This is a genomic window from Pectobacterium parmentieri, assembly GCF_001742145.1.
In the GTDB taxonomy this organism is placed as follows: domain Bacteria; phylum Pseudomonadota; class Gammaproteobacteria; order Enterobacterales; family Enterobacteriaceae; genus Pectobacterium; species Pectobacterium parmentieri.
Map to the genome: position 1 here is coordinate 3,661,260 of NZ_CP015749.1, position 20,172 is coordinate 3,681,431.

Consider the following 20,172-nt stretch of genomic DNA (forward strand, 5'->3'; position numbering starts at 1 on the left):
CGCACTTAACTCCTTGAAGCAACGGCCTTTCAGGCAGCATTTTTGTCCACATTAACAGCCCCATAACCCCAACGACCCGACGCGCACTTTTACCCGCAGACACGCTACCGCCACGCTGTGACGTCCCTGTCTGCCTGCGCCACATCATAGCAGCCGCTACTGCCATTAGTCGTTCGTTTGCTGTTGAACCGGCGTTTATCGCGGCGCGAGCCGTTCCACAGATTGCCTGTGGGACGGAGAAGCGTCTGCCAGGCGCGGGCTGGCGAGGCCCGCAAGACAAGAGGTTATTTCGTTAAGAAGGCAATGGTGGAACAGGTGATGAACATCACCAGTAAACGATAACTAGCGCGGCGTTAACGGGTTGCAGCCCGTTAGCGCCGCTCACCACAAGCAACTAACAGGAGTAGTTACTATGGCTGCGCACGATTCTATGTCACGCAACACAGTAAATAAAGCAACCAAAACATAGCGTTACTACACGGTGGGATACGCCCCGCACAAACCTGTTATAAACAGGTTTGAACAGCTTTAGCTAGCTCGCAGGGCGAGTCTCAAAATGAGACGAGTAAAACGGCAAGCCCAACCCGCCGTCGGCGATTAATCTTAAAGGCCGCTGGCTCGAAGAGTTCGGCTTTATCACCGGGATGCCGATCACCATTACCGTTGAACGGGGAAGACTGGTGATTGAGATCGAGATTAATCTGTAGCAGGCAGTAAAAATAAATAATCCGGAAGGATCGTTGGGAACGCTTCCGGTTTATTACCTATTTTTTAGGTTTCCATGAATAATAATCAGAAACTCTCATTTCTTTTAGAATAAGATCTAAAGGAATGTGATCTATATCATCTGCTATTTCATCATATGGCTCAGGAAGATCAATTGAAAAGCCAAAATCATCATTTATTATAATACAGCCATTAAAGATACGTTGTTTACCAGTCAATTTAATTATATCGGACATTCTCATTCCAGTATGCAAAGAGTTCATGTAATGACCTCTATATATCTCATTGCATCCGACAGATATAATTAAACCGTTAGATAATGTAGCTATCGTAATTGTTTCATTAACAACATACGCAATTCTTTTTTCATCATCAGGCAAAAAATAATCGAAAACCCTAACGGCATGATTTGAATACATTTCACTGAAATATTTTTCAATATTATCGCCTAAAACGATATTTCCAATCGATTTATTGGAAATAATATCGGCATTGATATCGAACATTTATAGCCCACCATTCATTAAGGCACCATCAATATAAACTGGCGACTCTGTAATAAGATCATAATTTTTAAACCCACCGAGACCTATTCGACCATAAACGACATCTTTACCATTAACATCACGATAAACTTTCCAGTAGTCATTCCCATGAATGTTCTTCTGAGAGCCAGATCCACCTGGGTGATAGTCTAATTTATAAGTAGTACCTGACTTTGTTGTTTTAACGTATTGAGTATGCTGGATAGCGCCTGGCTTGCAAGCCTGAGGATATGTTCTCGACCAGCCTTTCGACGTTAAATAATCATGAACATCCGCAGGTTTTTTCCCTGTCAAACGATCAGTCCAGCGACTGGTAATTCTATCTCTTTTATTAAATCCTTTAGATGAACAACCAGCAAGCCCCAGCGGATCGACCCAATCCAGCGGATTCTGAACATAGCCGTAATTGTTATCTCCCCCCGCTACCCCTATCGGGTCAGGCGAGACGTAAAATCCACCGTTCGAGTCGTAGTACCGAAAACGGTTATAACATAGCCCGCTTTCGGTGTCACGGTACTGTCCGGCAAAGCCGAGTCCGGGGTCGGCATTGTCTGCATAAGCGCTGCGTCGCTGGCCCCAGAGGGTGCTTTTGGGTGCCTGCCAGCGCAGGGTACCGTCGGGCTTGTACAGGGCCTGGGGTTCACCGTTCTGGCTGCTGGCGACAAAATCGGTGTCCCAGCGTCCGTGATTATCCTGCCGTTGCTGAACCAGCAGTTCCCAGCCGTTGTGTACCCAGTGCCGACAGGCAATCAGCTCGCCGTTGCGATAATGACGCACCTCGGCGATTTGGTTGCTTTACCGCAGAGTCTCCAGCGCCACCAAATATCGGATGTCTAAATTGAGTTGGCGAAAAAAGAGGATATATTTATCTACTAAGCTACCCTCTGTCGGCCATAGATTTAATTTCTAATAACCCTCTATTTCTCTCCTCTCTGCATTCCAATCTCTAATTTTTAAATGTAAGGTAATATTACCTAAGAATTTCAAGGTGTCATTTTCCTGAATGCAAGCATCATACTCAAATTCTTCTAGAGCATAAATATATGTTATATCATCGTCTCCAATATATCCTTTACATGCATTTTTAACTTCATCCACTATGCTTTCAAAACCAGACGATATCCCATCGAGCAACCATATGGAAATAGCATGATCGTAATCTATAAATCTATTTTTTATTTTAAAATCTTTTTCGAATTTAGAGCCTCCTTTTTTTTTGATAAAATTAAGTTTGATTTTATCAAAAGAAGGCTCTTGAGAAACCCACACGGAATGTTTTGATTCAATGGTTTTATATATCATTTTTCCACCTTAAAAAGGAAGGTCAAATATACCAAATGGTAGGTGCGAACCGGCCCAATATTTTACACCGCTAATATATTCACCTATCGAATTAGACGATTTAACAAAGTCAATTAACTCAGCATGAGCTATTTTCGATGCTGATGTAACACCATCGCTATGTGGTAGAGTATGCATCCCCATAACACCAAGATCATCCAAGAATTTGACTTGGCCAGTCGGTGTTCTCCACTTCATATAGTCGTTAAACGACACACCCATTTGTTTAAATTTGTCAGCTTGAGAGACAGGTAACCATTCATGGAAACCCCCGCCTTTTGAACCACCAGTTTTACGAAGTCGATCCATGATATTTTCGTTAAACTTTGGATTACTCCATGCGTTCATGAATTGCTTCTGTGTCGAGTTATTCCAGAAGTTCTCAAATCCTGCTTTTCCTCTTCCCCATCCTTTTAGGTACTTACTGCATCCAGCTAATCCTAATGGGTCGATTAATTCATTGGGATTATGCACATATCCATAATTGTTTTCACCACCCAATACCCCTATCGGGTCAGGCGAGATATAACAACCACCTCTCGGGTCATAATACCTGAAACGGTTATAGCATAAGCCACTTTCGTCGTCACGGTATTGTCCCGCAACTGGTTGCGGCTGTCCCAGCGGTAGTGCCACACCTGCGGCCGATAGCCCGGTTGCACCACCTGCCTGCGTATCAGCCGCCCGGCTTTGTCGTACTGATAGTGAGTGTTGTCCTGCTGGGTCAGCCGTCCGGCCTGCCAGTCGGTCAGCCTTGTCGCATCCTGCGGAAGCCCACTGCGGGTGTAGCGATATTGCTCTTCGGTGTTAACGGTGCGCCCCGCACCACCGCTCAGTACCGACAGCAGGTAACGGTGTGCGATGCGTCCTGATAGTGGCGTCGGATTGCCGTGCCGCTGTTATGTTCCTGTACCACACGGTCACGCTCGTCATACGCCAACTGGACATGACTGGTGGTCGATGCCACGTCGGTCAGCCGACCTGCCGCATCATAGCGGTAATACAGCGTATCGTCCGGCGCGGTTTCTTTGATAAGCAGGCCGCTGGCTGGAGGAGTCAGGGTTTATGACCGGGATGCCCATCACCATTACTGTGGAGCGGAGCAGGTTGGTGATTGAGACCGAGATTAATCTGTAGGCGGCGGATAATAAAAAGCCGGAAGGATCGTTAAGATCGCTTCCGGTTTATTAAATTACAGTTCTTATTAATCAAGTAATAAATATATTAAAGGGTTATCACCAAATGATATTGAACCATAATTAACTGTCTTTATTGATAACAAAAAATTATACCTAAGCTCATCAGATATATGGTCTATTTTCTTTACTTCCAACAATAAACATTCATCTTTCTTGAGCTGAATACTACTCATACCATCTTCTGGATACCGAAGGCTATTCAAACAATCATTAAATGCATTAAAATTCATTCCGTAAAAATCAGGAAATCCAAATAACACCTTCATCGCATTGTGAAATTCATCAGCAGTCTTAATATAGGAAAAATCGATAGACAATTTTTTTAACTTCATTACCCCCCCCAAGATTAATTTCGATAAAGGAATCATAGTGATCGTAGCTGTAATATGCTTGTCCAGTTTTTTTATCAACAACAATACGTCTGGTCCCTCGGTTACCTACCCCAGGCGTTTTTACTGTCCATTCTTGGTAAGGACCACTACCTGTATCGAGTCGTTGACTATTAGGAGATATACGATAATTATTTTCAAAATTTATACCATCTCTAGCATAGGCCGGACGGTTTAATTTTATATTGTCTATTGTGTTCTGTATTTCTCTCATTTCTTTCGGAGCCATATCATGCCTCCACTTATCTTTAATAGCAGCATGAGCCTGCTTAGGATTTTTGGCTGAATGAGTACATTCGAGTCCCAGCGGATCCACCCACCCCAGCGGGTTCGCTGCATACTGATAAAAATTCAGCCCCCCGCCAGCCCTATCGGGTCCTGCGTCGTGAAGCGGCCTACCGTGGGGTCGTAATAGCGGAACAGGTTGTAGTGTAACCCCGTTTCCTCATCCGTGTATTGTCCTTAATATTATCAATATGATATATCTCAATGCCTTTTCATCTCATTAATTTATATTCTAGGTAGTCATACAATTTATCCGCCAAATAGCAAGCATGCTCAGCTTTAACTATAAAATTAAAAAAATAATATTGGGTTTCTAAGTTTTCTATTATTTGATCGCTAATAATAAAAAAACTCAAATATGTGGAATACATGTTTTTTATGTCATTGGATAATAATTCCAAATCGATATTATAATTACTTACATCATAAAAAATATTAACATACTCCTTGTTTACATTACTTAACTCTATATAGGGGGCGCGATTTTTTTCACAGTTAAGCCAGTGATCATTTTTTTCTTTTTTATTTTTATAAGTAAATTTCATAATTAATCCTTTATCTTGAAATCAGTAACGTGTGTCATTCTACCCGTCTTATCTATTTTAGCCATATAATGTATATTTATATCATTGATTTTTTTCCATCTTAGACCATCCTTTCCCTTTAAAATGTGGATCGCCGATTTGTTCTGGTGTTATTGTGAAAGTTGCGGAGGGATTCCCGACTATTATTTCTGACGAAAAAACATAAAATCAATGTATTTAATTCTGATGGACTATAGATAAAAAACCGGAAGATTAATAATAACCCTCCGGGTTATTATTAATTTAACAGCAGGACTATTGACGATTTCTGATTTTTCTCCCTACATTTCAAACTAACATTCTCAATAGCAATCATCAGCAACTCTTTTATTTCATCCGGTGCGGATGAAAAATAATTCAACTCCATCAATAAATATTCAGAGGTCGTTATGTGAATTTTTGTCATCTCATCATGTGGATAGCGAAGACTAAATAAACAATCTATTAGTGCATTAACATTCCTACCAAAAAAGCCAGGAAACCCAAATAGATTAGATAGCTCAGTATAAAATTGATCTACTGTTTTTATGTGTGAAAAATCAATCTGAACTGTTTTCCCTATTTTCATCAATTCCATCCTCCAGTATTTATCTCAATAAATGAGTCATAGTGATCGTGACTGTAATAAGCCTTTCCAGTTTTAGTATCAACAACTATACGCCTTGCACCATTACCACCAAGGTCTGGAGTTTTTACAGTCCACTCTTTATATGGCCCACTTCCGGTATCAAGCCTCTGACTATTCGGATTGCTTTTTTGTAGAAATTATCAAAAGTTGTTCCATCATTTGAGTAATGAGGTTTATTCAATTTAATTCTATCAACAGTATTCTGGAGTTCACGCATATCTCTTTTAGACATAGATTGCCCCCACTTATCTTTAATGGCAGCATGAGCCTGCTTAGGATTTTTGGCTGAATGAGTACATTTGAGTCCCAGTGGCTCTGTAAGCACACCTGTTTTAGTTCCACACACTTTTTGAGATTTCCGGATTTTCAGCCATCAGCCGGTACTCTTCCGGCGTCAGGTTATTCAGGGATTCATGAGGCCGCTCGCTGTTGTATTCCGTCAGCCAGCGTTCTGTGATTTCCCTCGCTTCATTCAGGGTTCTGAACAGATAAAAATCCAGTATCTCTGTCCGGTACGTTCGGTTAAAACGTTCGATGAAGGCATTTTGCGTTGGTTTTCCCGGTTTGATAAATTCCAGCATCACGCCATGCTCTTCAGCCCACTGTGCCAAAGTCAGCGAGATTAGCTCCGGGCCATTGTCCATCCGCAGTTTCAGCGGATAACCACGGTTTGCCACGATCCTGTCCAGTACTCTGACCACCCGCTGCGCCGGGATATTCAGATCGATTTCTATTGCGAGAGCCTCGCGGTTAAAGTCATCCACCACATTGAAGGTCCGAAAGCGTCTGCCGCAGACCAGCGCATCATGCATAAAATCTATCGACCAGCTCTGGTTCAGTGCTTCCGGCGTCGCCAGCGGAGTCGGATTGCGCACCGGCAGACGTTGCTTTCCCTTACGGCGAAAATTCAGTTTCAGCAGGCAGTAAATGCGATGAACGCGTTTATGATTCCAGGCATTGCCTTGCCTGCGCAGCACCTGAAACAGCTTCTTAAAACCGTAACGGGGATAGCGTTCAGCCACCTCCGCCAGAGCCTGGATCACCGGTTCATCACGACAGGTGTCCGGCTGATAAAAATACACCGTCCTGCTCAGCGACAATGTCCTGCATGCCTGGCGTATGCTCATCGCAAACTGCGCGGTCAGGTAACTGACGAGCTCACGCTTTATCGCTGGTTTTAAAGCTTTTTTTCGATGACATCTTTCAGAGCACGACACTCGAGACTCAGATCGGCAAACATCTGTTTCAGACGACGATTTTCATCCTCCAGATCTTTCATCTTTTTGATATCAGAAGCTTCCATACCACCAAACTTCGCTTTCCAGTTGTAATAGCTGGCTTCGGAAATGCCGGCTTCGCGGCAGACATCCTTGACGGTACGTCCAGCTTCGACGGACTTCAGAACGGCGATGATCTGGTGCTCAGTGAATCGGGCTTTACGCATGACGATCTCCTCAAGTGACATAATCAGTATGTCGGAAGATCTCTAAAAGTGAATGGGCCGTTTTGCAGGGATACTTACAGCCGTGGCGCAGTCCTTCACTGTCCTGCGTCTGTCCATTGACGGCACCGAAGCTGCCGTAATCTCCGCTCCAGCGGACCGCACCTTCCGCATCCGTCATCTCCAGCGGCGCCCCGTCCAGCTCGGTATTGAACCAGCGGATATCACCGTCAGGCGCGCCCGGTTGTTGTGTGATACGTGCTAACGGCGACCACCAGATAGTCGGGTCATAAAGGTAGCTTTCTGTCCGGTCAGCCTGTCTGGCCTGCAACAGCCGAAAGCCTTCCCACAGGAAACGCGTCTCTTCCTGTTTCCCGCTGTCACCCCAGGTGACCGTTTTACGGGTGCGTCTGCCCAGCGCATCATAGCCATAGCGGGCCACAAACTCGCCCTGTGGCGCTGCCGTCCGCCAACAACCTTAAGGGCCGCTGGCTGGAAGAATCGAGGTTTATGACGGGGTGCCCATCACTATTACCGTGAAGCGTGGGAGGTTGGTGATTGAGACTGAGATTAATCTCTGACGCCGCACACGATAAACAGCAGATAAAATAAAGCCGGAAGGATCTTGGAGATCGCTTCCGGTTATTCTCAAGGGTATTTTTCTATAAGATCTAACTAATATTCGAGATTTCCCTCAATATTTTTATTGTTATGGCATATGATTCTTCTATGGAGTCATTGATTCCAAGTAAATCATTAACACTATGCTTTTCATAATATATATTCCCATGAGAATCTGAGACATCTATGCTATAAGATATACTATCTTTAGAACGTACCTCAATAACAACCTCATCACAATCTTCATCTAAAACACACTCTTTCTTAATTAAAATACTAAAATAGAAAGCAGAGTGTGAACCAACAATTTTTACTTCAATTGATGAGGATTGAATAGCATTAAAATCATATCGATCTCTTAATGAATTAATTTTATTGAAAATTAAGTTGTTCATTTTATTATCCACATGATTTCTTTACAGTCTTTGTATAAGAAGACGATTTCTCGGTTCCTCTGGTATCAGCCCATTCTCTCAATCTAGACATATCTGGATCATTACTTGGCCTGACAGAAGCATGATTTTTACCATCTTTAACTACATCTAATCCGCCATCATTTAGCGTTTTCACATCAAGAGTTTGATATTTACCATTAGAAGGTTTCTCGATAGTTGTAGATAGTCCTGTCGTTGTATCTTTTCCTGGTCGAGGGGTCAAATTTGAGTCGGTTCCACTTCCCATACGATAGACAACACCATCGGTTAATATTTTGGCCAACCCCAGCGGATCCACCCACCCCAGCGGATTCGGCGCATAAGCATAAAGATTCAGCCCTCCCGCCAGGCCTATCGGGTCCTGTGTCGTGAAGCGGCCTACGGTGGGGTCGTAATAGCGGAACAGGTTGTAGTGTAACCCCGTTTCCTCATCCGCGTATTGTCCGGCATAGCGTAGCGACTGGGATTCTACCGGCTTGCCGTGGCGCAGTCCTTCACTGTCCTGCGTCTGTCCATTGATGGCACCGAAGCTGCCGTAATCTCCACTCCAGCGGACCGCACCTTCCGCATCCGTCATCTCCAGCGGCGCGCCGTTCAGCTCGGTATTGAACCAGCGGATATCACCGTCAGGCGCGCCCGGTTGCTGTGTGATACGTGCTAACGGCGACCACCAGATAGTCGGGTCATAAAGGTAGGTTTCTGTCCGGTCAGCCTGTCTGGCCTGCAACAGCCGAAAACCTTCCCACAGGAAACGCGTCTCTTCCTGTTTCCCGCTGTCACCCCAGGTGACCGTTTTACGGGTGCGTCTGCCCAGCGCATCATAGCCATAGCGGGCCACAAACTCGCCCTGTGGCCCCCGGCCCCGGGCTTCAACCAGACGGTTGTCCGCATCATACTGGTAAAACTGCTCCGTTGTGCCTTCACGCCGCCGTATCAGGTTGCCCTGGCCGTCATACTGGTTCCACAGATGACGCCAGTTCAGCAGGCGGTTGTCGGAGAGTGGGCGGGCAGACGGTGAATAAGCGCTATCCTGCAGATTGTCAGCCGCATCATAGCCATATGCCCGATGATGCACCTGCCAGTGCACGTCAATCCGTTTCAGCAGGCGACCTTCTGCATCGTAATCATACTGCACGTCACCCCGCAGGCTGTCCCTGACTGAAGCGAGTTCGCCGGAAGCCGTGTAGCGTAACGCCCGCGAGAGAAGTTGCTGCTCCGGCTCCGCGACATCCCAGAGACCGCTGCGCTGCGAGGTCAGGCGACCGAGGCTGTCATACGCCCGTTGCTGCGTGCGGCGGCCCTGAGTACGGCTGATTTCCCGGTGCAACCGGTCACGGGTAAACTCGCTGACCACCTGATGGTTGAATTTTACCGCGCTGACGTGGCCGGAGCCGTAGCGCAACCAGCGCAGCGTGTCACCATCCGGTAGCGACAGGGCACTCACGTTGCCCAGTGCATCCCGGGTATAGCCGATGTCGCCTTCACTGCCGTGTTCGCCTGACAGGTCGCCCGCTGCGTCATAGGTCAGCCTGACCTCATCGGCGGTGAGACCCAGCGCGAGGCCTTCCCCGGTTGGTTCACGCTTCAGGGAAAGCAGTTGCCCTCTGTTGTTGTGCTGGTAGTGGAACACGGCGTGGGCATGTTCACGACGCACCAGTTGCCCGGCCGCATCGTGCTGATAAATGTGTGAGATAGCTTCGTCATTCGCGGCATGACCGCGCTGCGACCGCTGGCACAGGTGACCGGCGGCGTCGTAGTGGAAAGTCAGCTCGACGCCATCCACGCGCTGCTCGTTAACCAGTCGGCCGACGGCATCATAGCCAAACTGGTACGCTGCGCCGTTGCCGTTCTCCAGCCGTAACAGCAACCCGCGAGCGTCATAGTGCCAGCGCGTTGTCCGGCGAAGACGGTCCGTTACACTGACGGGCTGGCCGAGGACGTTATAGTGCCAGCGGACTTCGCTGTTCTGTGCGTCACGCCAGGCCTGCAACTGACCCCGGGCATTCCAGCGCAGTGTTTCCCGGCGACCATCCGGGTAGATAACGCTTGTCAGGTGCCCGCAGGCATCCCATTCCCGGCGGGTGGTGTGACCTTCGGCATCAACAGATGCCAGCAACTGCCCGTCATGGTCATACTCAAAGGTGCTGCACTGCCCGGAACAGTCGGTACGTGCCGTAAGCAGCCCCTGTCGGTTCCAGACCAGCGTGACGGTGCCGCCCAGTGCGTCGGTGATGCTGTCCGGCAAACTTTCCTGTGCCGTGGGGTACTGGTAGCGAGTTGAGTTACCCCGTGCGTCAATTTCCTCAACCAGACGATTGAGGTCGTCATACTGCATTTGCTCGCGGCTGCCGTCGGGATACGTGACCAGCGTAATGTGACCCGTCAGCCGATACCACTGGTAGCAAGTTTCCCGACCCAGCGGATCGGTCTCGCTGAGTAAACGACCATAATCGTCCCAGGTCGTTTTGCGGCTCGCCCCACCGGGCATGATGACGTCACACAGTTCGCCATCGGCATAACTCAGAGTGGTCTCACGGCCGTCGTAATCGGTAAAGTGAGTGACGTGACCTTCGTCGTCAAGTAACCACTGCGCGATGAGACCATCCTCTCGGCGGGCGGTTCGCCGTTGTCCGGCGAAATCATACTCCAGCGTAAGCTGCTCACCCGCGCTGTTGCGGTAGGCCACCACACGCGGTAAATCGGCAATCTCCTGCCACTGATATTCGCTGAGTAGGCCGCTCGCCTCTTCATGGCTGGCCATCAGCCCGTCATCGTGCCAAGTAAAACGACGGCGCACGCTACCGCCCCGCCCGGTGACGGTAATCAACTGCCTTTGCGCATTGTAGGTATAGTGCACCAGACAGGTCGATTCATCCAGCCAGACACTGTCCAGTCGCCCGTCACGATACCGGCAGGTGAGGTGCCGTCCGGCGCTATCCGTTAGCGCCTGAAGCGTGTCATCATCGTTCCAGAAAAAGAGAATGTCATGACCACACGGTTCGGCAATGCGTGCCAGAACCGCTTTCCCCTGTGGAGACAAAGCGGTGTAAGACCATACTTCGCCGTCCGGCCCATAAACCGACCAGCTTTCATCCTGATGGTGCTCCAGCCAGCGCTTTTCTGCCGGACAGTAGCTTCGCTGGCCGACGGGAACAAAAGGAAAGGAAATCAGATCGCCTGACGGGGCGCGCCAGACCAGACCGTCCTGATAGCAGGTCAGTGTCGTTTCCCAGAACAGGCTCCATCCCTTTCCCAATACGCTATCACCGGGATTGCCGCTACGCCAGCAGCGTTGCCAATAGACGGGCAAGCGGGAAGGTAGGACGAAATCCAGCTCCTCCTCATCCGCCAGAAATTTTTGCCCGCTCACGATGTCGATTGGGCGGGCAATAATCCCCCCGGCGGCGATACTGGTCATGAGTACGCCAAAACGGCAGGCAAGACGCTGGAGCTTGTTGAGACCGGGAAGTTCCCGCAGCAGCTTACCCAGTTTTCCGGCTTTGCCCGCCATGCCCCCCACCCCGCCAATCAGCCCGGCGAAAAGCAGCGTTAAATCAGAGGCTTTATAGAGCCAGGCCGGCACTTCTGACCGGATTGGCAGCATGGGTTTCGTCGCCCCCCCAATGAACACATTGGATGAGCCTTCTGTGATAGTGGCACCGCAGTTCACCTTGTCCCCCAGACGGGAGGCGGGCTGGTTGTTGATGTAGACCGTTGCGGAGCCCTCCGCCACCTGCATGGAAGGGCCGTCTTTATTGCAACTGGCTATACTCAGGATAGCCATGGCGGCCTTCATGCCGTTGATAAAGACCGTGGGTGAGCCCTCGTCAATCGTGCCGGCCTTTGACATGCTGCTGGCAAAGGAGTCGGCAATGCCGTCACGAACCTTTTCTGCCAGCTCGCCCGTCGCCCACCCCACCGCAGCACTGAGGCCAATCAGTAACACGCCACCCACCACACAGGAGCCCAGCCCCGCCACAAGCAGAGCACCGGCTGCAATACCGCCGGCGGCAGCAATCAATCCGCCAGCGATGGTGCCCAGGATCATGCCAGTCAGAGCACTGGAGTGTCCTATTCCATCGCCAACGCGCGCAGCTTCAAACATAACAATATTCCTTATCGTTATTGGTTAAACGTAAAACTCCCCAGCAGGGCGTTGAAGCGGGATCCATCGGCAGTCGAAAGCGTGGTGGTTTTTGAGAGGGTGAAAACCAGGATCTGGGCGTTAGCAAGCGCGAATACCGCCTGCTGTTGCCAGAGACGCTGACCGTCGCGCAGGTAGCTCGCCTGGATACGTTCCCCTTCCAGCAGACGGTCGCCTAACCAGATGGCGTCACGGCTCTGCGTTTTCCAGCCCTTGAGATGCTGTGTCATCAGCGCCAGTTGCCTGTCGATATAATCGCCTAACGCTTCCCCGTCGTTCAGCCTGTCGCGTGAAATCGTCAACGCGGGCTCACCTTCCTGACAGGGGGTGAAGGCGTTCAGGGTGCGATCCTGATAGCCATCAGGGAGCGTGATACCGCCTTCGGTAAAGCGGCAATAAGAAGCAGAGGGTGTCGTCATGGTACGGTGTCTCACAGGGTGATGGAGGACGTCACGCTCGCCTCAGCGGGATGACGCCTTTCCTGATTATTTATTCAAATCGATACGCGAGCTGCCGATCACATTGACGTTCACGCCCTTGATTTCAATGTCGCCATTATTGCAAAGGGTCAGCGAACTCGCTCCCGCCTTCAGCGTGATGGTGCCACCGGTAGATGTCACGGTAATGTGGCCCGTCACAGTCAGCGTGTCGTTGGACGTGACATCGGTTTTACGGCCCTCACCGACGAAGATCCCCTGGGTGCCCTGGATCTTGGTCTCCTGATTGTGGACAACCTCAATCGTCTGATCTCGTCCCACCACGCTGAGCTGATCGTACCTGACTTTTTCCTCATGACTCCCCCCGACACCGGTGCTGCGGTTATTCAACACCACGGTGTTCATGTCCTTCTGGGCATGGATAAACACTTCCTCCTGCCCGGCCTGGTCTTCAAAGCGCAGCTCGTTGAAACCGGCCCCCTTGTGCGTGGCGGTCCGCAGCGAGGTACGTGTCTTGTTGGCCGGTAACGGGTACGGCGACGGATTGGTGGCATGAAAGGTTCTGCCGGTCACTATCGGCTGGTCCGGGTCGCCTTCGAGGAAGCTGACAATCACCTCATGGCCGATGCGCGGGATGGCTATCAGCCCGTACTGGCCGCCCGCCCAGCCCTGACTCACCCGTACCCAGCAGGAGCTTTGGTCGTCGCTCGCCCCGTAGCGGTCCCACGGAAATTGCAGCTTGATGCGGCCGTATTCGTCACAGTAGATTTCTTCACCGGCCGGGCCCACCACCGTGGCAATCTGCGGGCCATCGACCATAGGCTTGTACGGCAGGTCCGCACGCCAGGTAGTTTTGGCGCTGATGACCTCAAAGCTGTTGCTGTAGGTGGTCGGTTCGCCGCCGCTTTCTTCTTCCAGCGCCTGCGGTTGCTGCCCGCTGTGGGTGATGGCCACCAGTTGCCAGCCGGTGTTGAGGGTCAGGTTGGGGTGCTCGGTGAGGGTAAAACTGCTGCCCGGCATCAGCATCGCCGCGTTGGAGTCCCCCGCGCCAGTGATGGCATTCGCCCGTAACGCCTCCAGCCGGTAGCGGCTGAACGCCTTGCCGCTCGGGTCTTTTTTAAAGCGTCCGGGGTAGTCAAAGTGCTGATAGCTTTCGCGCTGGTGTGCCAGTTCGCTGCTCATCTTCTTGTGCAGCAGGCCATAGGCCGGGGTTTTGAAGCTGTAGTCCTTGAGCGCCACCTCGGCGATGCTGACCCGCTCGGCGTAGCGGAAACGGTGGACATATTCGCCTTCACTCAACCCCTGCGTCGCCAAATTGAAGAACAGTTCAGGGCCTTTGGCCAGCGCCCCGGCATCATCGGCAAAGACCACCCGGTGTTTGCCTTCCTCAAACTCGTGGAAGAAGTACAGCCCTTCCTCTGCGGCCAGTCGGATGACAAACGCCAAATCACTTTCCCGGTACTGCACGCAGTATTCACGCGGGGCATGGTCATGACGTAACGAGAAGGCGTAGTCGGTAATCCCGGCTTCCTCCAGCAGGGTGCCGATAATCGCCTCCGGCTTCTGCGCCTGAAAAATGCGGGCGTTGGTGCGTAAGCCGAGTCGCCACAACGCCGGACGCACTTCCGCCTGATAGCGGGTGCGGCGAAAGCCGGTGTCACCCTGGGCAAAGCCGCTGATTATCCCGCTCACCCGTCGCTTCAACTCGCCTTCGAACCAAATCAGCAGCTCACAGGGCTGGTCCAGCACGGCGCCAAAATCCACATCCGGCAGGGCGCTGGCCAGATTGAGGGACAGGGCAAACGACTGGTTAAGCGCCTCGCTGAGCTGAAAATCGACCACCGCAAACGTCGAGGCCGGTAATGCGCCGACCTTCACGGTGAACTGTAATCCTGTACTGTTGGCCACGTTTATTCCCTCGCTTCCCGTGATGAAAACCGCGTTGTCTACACTGAGGTCTGGGAATACCAGACCTCAGTGTAGGGCAGGCAAAAAACCCGGCACGGTGGCCGGGTTGGAGACAGAACGATTAGGCTTCGACCGGCGCGCGCCAGTCGTCAGAGCCAGAGGTGCCCGCGACGGTGTGCTCCCAGTCGATTTTGCGGTAGGCCAGCGAGACTTCAATCAGTTGGGTGTAGTCCAGCTTGGCCGGGTCCTGGCAGTGTGGCATCTGGCAGTTAACGTCAACGATGGTGGCATCGGTCAGCACGGTAGAGAAGAAGTGCTCCTGTTTGCCTTCCACTGAGGTGCGATACCACTTCAGGGTGACGGTTGGCAGCATTTCGCCGGAGGCGAGGGCGTTGTACATCAGCGGCACCGCTTTGTTCAGCGCGACGGTGAACTTGAACGGTTTGTGGACACGCTGACCGGATGGCTGACCGGACTGCGGGTCGGTTGGTACGGTGACGATGTGCTTGAATTCCTGCACCAGCATTTCGTCTTCGTGGCCTTCCACGTAGATGTTGCCGACAGAGTCAGAGGTGAAAGCACCCGCGGTAATGTTGCCCTGAGTTTTTCCTTCGATGCTGATATAGCATGGAGTTGGCATGGTATTGCTCCTTGTTGTTGAACGGGATGAATAACTTCACGTTCTGTATAGCAATTCGCATGCCAATTTTTATCCTATTGTTTTTGCTGAATAATAACTTAAGTCATATTTTCCTTAAGCCAAATTTGAGCAAGAAGTTGCGCAGACCTCGCGAAAAAACGGCATCCATTGCGCAAACAGTGATTTCCACCAGAAAGTGAGCAAGAAGTTGCGCAGAATGCGCAGTAATGCTGAAAGTTTTCCTTAGCGCTGAATTAACCAAAGGAATAACCAATTTAAATGTGTTGTATTGATAGGTTAATGGCAAATAAGGTGATAATTTGTGCACCCTTACGAAGAGTGTAAGTGAGTAATTACTAACATTGGTTGTGCAAAATAGCTATGGGTTTGATTTCATCAGGTAACGCATAGCCGACGCATTTTTCTACTAGACTGAAATGATATGCCTGTTCCTGCGAGGGATCACGTTCCTCTCTATTCGTGATATGAACAGGTCGCCCATCCAGTTAAGCCTATGATACGTTTATGGATTAACGGATATAAAAGGAGAATGAGATGACGCAACCGAAAGTTAAACTGGCGGACGGCAATATCATGCCCCAGTTGGGCCTTGGGGTCTGGCGAGCAAGCAGTGAGGACACGGTGATCGCCGTGTCCGAAGCATTGTCCATCGGTTATCGGGCGATCGATACCGCCGCGATTTATAAGAACGAGGAAGCCGTCGGTCAGGCGTTGAGTTCCGCGAATCTGCCGCGTGAAGAAGTGTTCATCACCACCAAGCTCTGGAACGGCGATCACACCGACCCTCAGAAAGCGCTGGAAGAGAGTCTACGCAAGCTTCGATTAGACTACGTCGATCTCTACTTGATTCACTGGCCATTGCCGCAACAGAATACCTTCGTGGATGCCTGGCGCGGGCTCATCAAACTTCAGGAACAAGGTCTGGCGAAAAGCATCGGCGTCAGTAATTTCCATATTCATCATTTACAGCGGTTAAAAGAAGAAACGGGCGTCTTGCCTGTCATCGATCAGGTTGAGCTACATCCGCTTCTCCAGCAAAAACAGCTCCACGCCTGGAATGCTACACACCATATCCAGACTGAATCCTGGAGCCCACTGGCGCAGGGTGGCGAAGGGGTTTTTGATCACCCTATTATCCGTAAACTGGCGATGAAATACGGGAAAACGCCCGCCCAGATTGCGATCCGCTGGCATCTGGACAGCGGGCTAGTGGTGATCCCTAAATCGGTAACGCCTTCGCGTATCAAGGAAAACTTCGAGGTGTTCGATTTCCGTCTGGATAAAGACGAACTGGGTGAGATTGCCAAACTGGACTGCGGAAAACGTCTGGGATCGAACCCTGACGAGCCAAGAAACGATTAACTCGCCTTAGATGCCAGCATTCTCCCTGCTGGCATTTTTTCTCTAATCAGCAAACTGAATCTCATACACATCGCTACGGCAGTGCGCCTCACTGTATTCCAACAGTTCGCCTTGTTCGTTATAAACATGCAGTTGGCAATACAATATGGGAGCCTCTGCTACAATACCAAGAAGTTCAGCAACCTCTTCCACACAGGACATCGCTTTAAAACGATAGCGTTTTTTGTCCGGCGTGATCCCACGTGCCATCCAATATTGGTAGAGGGACTGTTCGAGCGTTTCTGGGTCGGGTAAAAATTTTTGCGGGATCCAGGTCGTTTCCAGCGAGACCGGCTCACTATTGCTGAGCCGGACGCGCCGCAGGTAGGTAACGGTTTCATCCTCCGGTTGAGACATTTTTGCAGCAATAGCCGCGGGCGGAACCTGTATTGCCTTCTCCAGCCAGAGGCTGCCGGCAACACCGCCTTGCTTCAACACCAGCGCGGTGAACCCTTCATCTTCAGCACTCAACGCATAATTAAGCCGTTGGGCAATGCGAGTTCCGACCCCCTGCTGGCGAACAATCAGCCCCTTATCTTCCAGCAACGATAAGGAACGGGAGACGGTCACTCTCGATAATCCCAGATGTTGTGCAATCAATCTTTCCGCAGGTAAGAACTGGCCTGACAGCATTTTCCGACGATTGATTTCTGATTCAAGCAACGACGCGAGCTGCATATAGCGAGGCGCCGACGGCATTCCGGTCAGTTGCTCCCTGACCCAAAGCAGTAATTCCCGCATAGTGCAACCTTTTCAGTGACGCAGCGTTCTGGCTGCGAACGAGTTAAAACAAAAGTGAACCTAATTCCATGGCGCCACGAAACACTCTGACTCTGAATTTGTTGTAATAAAAAATATTTTTATAACGCATTAAACCCAGTATCCGAGCCGCAATATTCCCTTAGTCCAGAGCAACCTCTCTCTATAAGGTATCGTCCGCACGACTCCGCATCTTTAATTTTGGTTTGTCTGAATAGAGGTGGATCACATTAAGAAGCAAACGGAGATGGGAAACACTGCCGTTACGTCCATAACGGCGGAGGGTTGCAGGCAGGATAGAGATTTACATCGCAGTCTGTACGATGAGCTGTCCCGTCGAGCCGCGATCGGCCAATTCCAGCGTCTGACTGTAATAGAGGAAGGGGAACGCCATGGAAGAAGGCTGCATGAAATACACCAGCAGCTCGACATCGTTATTCACCCATACCGTATCTTTCCATCCGCTATCTTCTACTGCCGGTGGACCACCGTTAACGCTGCGCACCAGAAACTTAACGCCTTGAATGTGGAAAGCCTGCGGCGTATCGGCGTGGATAATCCAGCGTTCACATCGACCAAGCTGGGTTTGCACATCGGCACGCGTCATGTCCCACATTGCACCGTTGATACCAGGCAGACTGTCACCTAGACGGAATTCGCGCGTGCGACTGATGCTACCTTCAATGATGTTGTCGGCCAGCAAACGCATCGGTAGATTGTCCGTTACCAATGGCAACAGCCCCGTCGGTTTAAGCGTAACGATTTGGGTGGAAATCAGGATGCTGGAAGGCTCAAATAAGCCACGCAGGCGATCCATAATTCCGGCCGACTCGCCTGCCGTCAGCGTAACCTCTTCACCTTGCGACATATCGACCAATATTTCTCGTCGTTCTCCGGGCGCGAGCGACAGTTGGTTCACCGCCATGGGTGCCGGTAACAGCCCTTGATCGCTGGCGATTACATGCATCGCCCGGCCATCACTCAGCCGCATTACGTAACGCCGGGCGTTCGACGCGTTCAATAATCTCAGGCGAACCCAGCCGCGAGAAACTTCAACAAAGGGATTCTGGACGCCATTGACTAACAGCGAATCCCCCACAAATCCACCGTTAGAAGGCGGGTTATAGAGGGGGACGCCAAAGTTATCCAGCCGTTTATCCTGAATAATCAATGGGAAATCATCGACACCGTAGTGATTGGGCAACGGCAGGGATTTACTGATGCTGTCTTCCACCAGCCACAGCCCTGCCAACCCGTTATAGATATGGGGTGCCATGCGGTTCGGCGTATTCGCATGATACCAGCAGGTCGCCGACGGCTGACGAACCGGTAATACAGGCGACCAGTCGCTCCCCGGCGAAATGATGCGGGCTGCGCCGCCCATTAACGGCCCTGGCACCTGTAATCCGCCAATCGTCATCGCAACAGGCTCATTCAGGCGATTGCTGTAAATCAGCTTAATGTCATCGCCGTCATAGACTCGCACCGTCGGCCCCAAATAACGGCCGTTAATGCCCCAAATGGGCGTCTTACGATCGCCAGAAAATGCCCAATGAGCACGCTGCATCGTCAGAAAAAGAGGCTGGCCTCGACGCGACTCCAGTAATGGCGGTATCGGCAATGCGGTGGGATTCCCACTGGCTTTCGCTGCCAGTGGCGTCATACCCGCACATAACGCAAGGCCCGATGCCTGAATAAACTGACGTCGGTTGAGTGACATAATGACTCCGTAAATCCAATAAACCGTAAGCAAAGTTTAACTTCCGATTAGATATTCGGAAGAAATAATCCTGGACACCCGTCATCCCTCAAGCGACCAGGGCGTTGGCCTCCTGCCGCTCGAATGATTTCGGGTAGAACCTGATGGGGTAAACTTATTTTTTATCTGCCGCTTCGCGCGCCGCAACTTCCGCATCCAGCTCCGTAATCTTGGCAGCCATCACATCATGGCAATGTGTAGCCAGCTCACGGACCTGATCTTTGGTATACGCACTGGTATCAATGGGTGGCAGCATTTCTACGATAACGAGGCCGTTATTCCAGCGGTTTAATTTCACCTTATTACTGGTAGTAGAAACGCAAATCGGCACGATCGGCACGTTTGCGCTAATCGCCGCATGGAACGCACCCGTCTTGAATGGCATCAGACCGCGCCCACGGCTACGTGTACCTTCGGGGAACATCCAGATGGAAGTATTACGCTCTTTAATGTGTTTCACCACCTGAGCGATGGTGCCATGCGCTTTGGTGCGGTTTTCACGGTCAATCAGCAAATTACCCGTCAGCCAATAGAGCGGGCCGAAGAACGGGATCCACAGCAGGCTTTTCTTACCCACGGTAACGGTGCGAGGCTGAACCGCGCTGGATACCGTGACCATATCGTAGTTGTTCTGATGATTCGCGATATAGATACAGTTGCCGTAATGCGCCGCGTCTTCCGGTATCCGCATGTCGACTTTCAGGCCAAACACCACGGATAAGCGACCAAAAAGATGACCAAAGGTCGCCACATGGCGGGGATTTCGAGGGCTGAACAGGCAGTAAAACAAGCCGAAAATACAGATCAAAATCGAAAATATAACAACAACAAAAAAACGCAAAATGGATAACATAGCAACCTCATTAACCAACAGCCGCCGCTAGTATAGCGATTTCGCGCTAAAACACAC

General features: G+C 50.5%; 19 protein-coding genes and 5 pseudogenes. 4 read left to right on the top strand and 20 right to left on the bottom strand.

The genetic code is table 11. The annotated features are described in order from the left end of the window. Positions 1 to 572: 572 nt before the first annotated feature. Positions 573 to 707: pseudogene (locus A8F97_RS23470) on the top strand (SymE family type I addiction module toxin); the annotation flags it as partial. A gap of 57 nt (positions 708 to 764) precedes the next feature. On the opposite strand, the gene A8F97_RS16595 reads toward A8F97_RS23470, so the two are convergent. The 4 genes and pseudogenes from A8F97_RS16595 to A8F97_RS25220 all read right to left on the bottom strand — a co-directional run. Beyond that, positions 765 to 1,232: a hypothetical protein gene (locus A8F97_RS16595; RefSeq protein WP_012822163.1), complete on the bottom strand. Its 468-nt coding sequence runs from the start codon at positions 1,230 to 1,232 to the stop codon at positions 765 to 767. Positions 1,233 to 1,618: 386 nt separating this feature from the next. Beyond that, positions 1,619 to 2,063, bottom strand: a pseudogene (locus A8F97_RS24210) (RHS repeat-associated core domain-containing protein); the annotation flags it as partial. A gap of 114 nt (positions 2,064 to 2,177) precedes the next feature. Then, entirely contained in the window at positions 2,178 to 2,573 is a 396-nt protein-coding gene (locus A8F97_RS16605) for a hypothetical protein (protein WP_033070754.1), read from the bottom strand. A gap of 9 nt (positions 2,574 to 2,582) precedes the next feature. Further along, positions 2,583 to 3,215 (bottom strand): annotated as a pseudogene (locus tag A8F97_RS25220) (RHS repeat-associated core domain-containing protein); the annotation flags it as partial. Between the two features lie 26 nt (positions 3,216 to 3,241). On the opposite strand from A8F97_RS25220, the gene A8F97_RS25225 reads away from it, so the two are divergent. Next, positions 3,242 to 3,484 carry a hypothetical protein gene (locus tag A8F97_RS25225; RefSeq protein ID WP_232487940.1) on the top strand — a complete coding sequence of 81 codons (243 nt, stop codon included), beginning with the start codon at positions 3,242 to 3,244 and terminating at the stop codon, positions 3,482 to 3,484. A gap of 202 nt (positions 3,485 to 3,686) precedes the next feature. Beyond that, a complete protein-coding gene (locus A8F97_RS23490; RefSeq protein ID WP_230856881.1) occupies positions 3,687 to 3,749 on the top strand; it encodes a hypothetical protein in 63 nt (20 codons plus the stop codon). A 67-nt stretch (positions 3,750 to 3,816) separates the two neighbouring features. On the opposite strand, the gene A8F97_RS16615 is transcribed toward A8F97_RS23490, so the two are convergent. From A8F97_RS16615 to A8F97_RS16670, 13 genes and pseudogenes are all read right to left on the bottom strand, one after another. After that, positions 3,817 to 4,143: a barstar family protein gene (locus A8F97_RS16615; RefSeq protein WP_014698555.1), complete on the bottom strand. Its 327-nt coding sequence runs from the start codon at positions 4,141 to 4,143 to the stop codon at positions 3,817 to 3,819. Further along, entirely contained in the window at positions 4,103 to 4,429 is a 327-nt protein-coding gene (locus A8F97_RS24760; protein ID WP_227001561.1) for a ribonuclease domain-containing protein, read from the bottom strand. Before A8F97_RS24760 ends, A8F97_RS16615 begins: the two co-directional genes overlap by 41 nt. A 69-nt stretch (positions 4,430 to 4,498) precedes the next feature. Then, a pseudogene (locus A8F97_RS25230) lies at positions 4,499 to 4,662 on the bottom strand (RHS repeat-associated core domain-containing protein); the annotation flags it as partial. A 35-nt stretch (positions 4,663 to 4,697) separates the two neighbouring features. Beyond that, positions 4,698 to 5,030: a hypothetical protein gene (locus tag A8F97_RS16620; protein WP_014698553.1), complete on the bottom strand. Its 333-nt coding sequence runs from the start codon at positions 5,028 to 5,030 to the stop codon at positions 4,698 to 4,700. A 277-nt stretch (positions 5,031 to 5,307) separates the two neighbouring features. Next, the gene (locus tag A8F97_RS16625) at positions 5,308 to 5,637 is read right to left on the bottom strand and encodes a barstar family protein (protein ID WP_025919442.1); all 330 of its coding nucleotides are present in this window, start codon (positions 5,635 to 5,637) and stop codon (positions 5,308 to 5,310) included. Further along, a pseudogene (locus A8F97_RS24920) lies at positions 5,637 to 5,747 on the bottom strand (RHS repeat-associated core domain-containing protein); the annotation flags it as partial. The gene A8F97_RS16625 and the pseudogene A8F97_RS24920, both read right to left, overlap by 1 nt. 282 nt (positions 5,748 to 6,029) lie before the next feature. Beyond that, positions 6,030 to 7,141, bottom strand: a protein-coding gene (locus A8F97_RS16635; protein WP_099092839.1) for an IS3 family transposase whose coding sequence is annotated in 2 segments (ribosomal slippage) — positions 6,030 to 6,880 and positions 6,880 to 7,141 — 1,113 coding nt in all. Because the reading frame shifts where the segments join, the coding sequence is not laid out codon by codon here. A 10-nt stretch (positions 7,142 to 7,151) separates the two neighbouring features. Further along, positions 7,152 to 7,580, bottom strand: a complete 429-nt coding sequence (locus tag A8F97_RS16645) for an RHS domain-containing protein (protein WP_069704186.1) — start codon at positions 7,578 to 7,580, stop codon at positions 7,152 to 7,154. 229 nt (positions 7,581 to 7,809) lie between these two features. Next, positions 7,810 to 8,154, bottom strand: coding sequence for a hypothetical protein (locus tag A8F97_RS16650; protein ID WP_012822149.1), 345 nt, complete (start codon positions 8,152 to 8,154; stop codon positions 7,810 to 7,812). 4 nt (positions 8,155 to 8,158) lie between these two features. Then, the gene (locus tag A8F97_RS16655) at positions 8,159 to 12,298 is read right to left on the bottom strand and encodes an RHS repeat-associated core domain-containing protein (RefSeq protein WP_069704187.1); all 4,140 of its coding nucleotides are present in this window, start codon (positions 12,296 to 12,298) and stop codon (positions 8,159 to 8,161) included. Positions 12,299 to 12,315: 17 nt separating this feature from the next. After that, positions 12,316 to 12,756: a DcrB-related protein gene (locus A8F97_RS16660; protein WP_012822147.1), complete on the bottom strand. Its 441-nt coding sequence runs from the start codon at positions 12,754 to 12,756 to the stop codon at positions 12,316 to 12,318. Between the two features lie 66 nt (positions 12,757 to 12,822). Next, positions 12,823 to 14,682, bottom strand: a complete 1,860-nt coding sequence (locus A8F97_RS16665) for a type VI secretion system Vgr family protein (RefSeq protein WP_069704188.1) — start codon at positions 14,680 to 14,682, stop codon at positions 12,823 to 12,825. 121 nt (positions 14,683 to 14,803) lie between these two features. After that, on the bottom strand, positions 14,804 to 15,322 hold the full coding sequence (locus A8F97_RS16670; RefSeq protein ID WP_012822145.1) for an Hcp family type VI secretion system effector: 519 nt from the start codon (positions 15,320 to 15,322) through the stop codon (positions 14,804 to 14,806). 555 nt (positions 15,323 to 15,877) lie between these two features. Between A8F97_RS16670 and dkgA the strand changes: the two genes are divergently transcribed. After that, on the top strand, positions 15,878 to 16,705 hold the full coding sequence (dkgA, locus tag A8F97_RS16675) for a 2,5-didehydrogluconate reductase DkgA (protein WP_012822144.1): 828 nt from the start codon (positions 15,878 to 15,880) through the stop codon (positions 16,703 to 16,705). A 42-nt stretch (positions 16,706 to 16,747) separates the two neighbouring features. Here the strand turns inward: dkgA and A8F97_RS16680 are convergent, their stop codons facing one another. The 3 genes from A8F97_RS16680 to A8F97_RS16690 form a co-directional block, all read right to left on the bottom strand. Next, positions 16,748 to 17,485, bottom strand: a complete 738-nt coding sequence (locus tag A8F97_RS16680; RefSeq protein WP_012822143.1) for a GntR family transcriptional regulator — start codon at positions 17,483 to 17,485, stop codon at positions 16,748 to 16,750. A 322-nt stretch (positions 17,486 to 17,807) separates the two neighbouring features. After that, on the bottom strand, positions 17,808 to 19,223 hold the full coding sequence (gene ftsP, locus A8F97_RS16685; protein WP_012822142.1) for a cell division protein FtsP: 1,416 nt from the start codon (positions 19,221 to 19,223) through the stop codon (positions 17,808 to 17,810). A gap of 154 nt (positions 19,224 to 19,377) precedes the next feature. Further along, complete coding sequence (locus A8F97_RS16690; protein WP_012822141.1) at positions 19,378 to 20,115, bottom strand: 1-acylglycerol-3-phosphate O-acyltransferase; 738 nt, start codon at positions 20,113 to 20,115, stop codon at positions 19,378 to 19,380. Between the last annotated feature and the right edge of the window lie 57 nt (positions 20,116 to 20,172).

Excerpts from the sequence above, each read along its gene's own strand:
- A8F97_RS16690 (WP_012822141.1), bottom strand. The coding sequence starts at position 20,115 with ATGTTATCCATTTTGCGTTTTTTTGTTGTTGTTATATTTTCGATTTTG.
- ftsP (WP_012822142.1), bottom strand. The coding sequence starts at position 19,223 with ATGTCACTCAACCGACGTCAGTTTATTCAGGCATCGGGCCTTGCGTTA.
- A8F97_RS16660 (WP_012822147.1), bottom strand. The coding sequence starts at position 12,756 with ATGACGACACCCTCTGCTTCTTATTGCCGCTTTACCGAAGGCGGTATC.
- A8F97_RS16615 (WP_014698555.1), bottom strand. The coding sequence starts at position 4,143 with ATGAAGTTAAAAAAATTGTCTATCGATTTTTCCTATATTAAGACTGCT.
- A8F97_RS24760 (WP_227001561.1), bottom strand. The coding sequence starts at position 4,429 with ATGGCTCCGAAAGAAATGAGAGAAATACAGAACACAATAGACAATATA.
- A8F97_RS16625 (WP_025919442.1), bottom strand. The coding sequence starts at position 5,637 with ATGAAAATAGGGAAAACAGTTCAGATTGATTTTTCACACATAAAAACA.
- A8F97_RS16680 (WP_012822143.1), bottom strand. The coding sequence starts at position 17,485 with ATGCGGGAATTACTGCTTTGGGTCAGGGAGCAACTGACCGGAATGCCG.
- A8F97_RS16605 (WP_033070754.1), bottom strand. The coding sequence starts at position 2,573 with ATGATATATAAAACCATTGAATCAAAACATTCCGTGTGGGTTTCTCAA.
- A8F97_RS16620 (WP_014698553.1), bottom strand. The coding sequence starts at position 5,030 with ATGAAATTTACTTATAAAAATAAAAAAGAAAAAAATGATCACTGGCTT.
- dkgA (WP_012822144.1), top strand. The coding sequence starts at position 15,878 with ATGACGCAACCGAAAGTTAAACTGGCGGACGGCAATATCATGCCCCAG.
- A8F97_RS16655 (WP_069704187.1), bottom strand. The coding sequence starts at position 12,298 with ATGTTTGAAGCTGCGCGCGTTGGCGATGGAATAGGACACTCCAGTGCT.
- A8F97_RS16670 (WP_012822145.1), bottom strand. The coding sequence starts at position 15,322 with ATGCCAACTCCATGCTATATCAGCATCGAAGGAAAAACTCAGGGCAAC.
- A8F97_RS16650 (WP_012822149.1), bottom strand. The coding sequence starts at position 8,154 with ATGAACAACTTAATTTTCAATAAAATTAATTCATTAAGAGATCGATAT.
- A8F97_RS16595 (WP_012822163.1), bottom strand. The coding sequence starts at position 1,232 with ATGTTCGATATCAATGCCGATATTATTTCCAATAAATCGATTGGAAAT.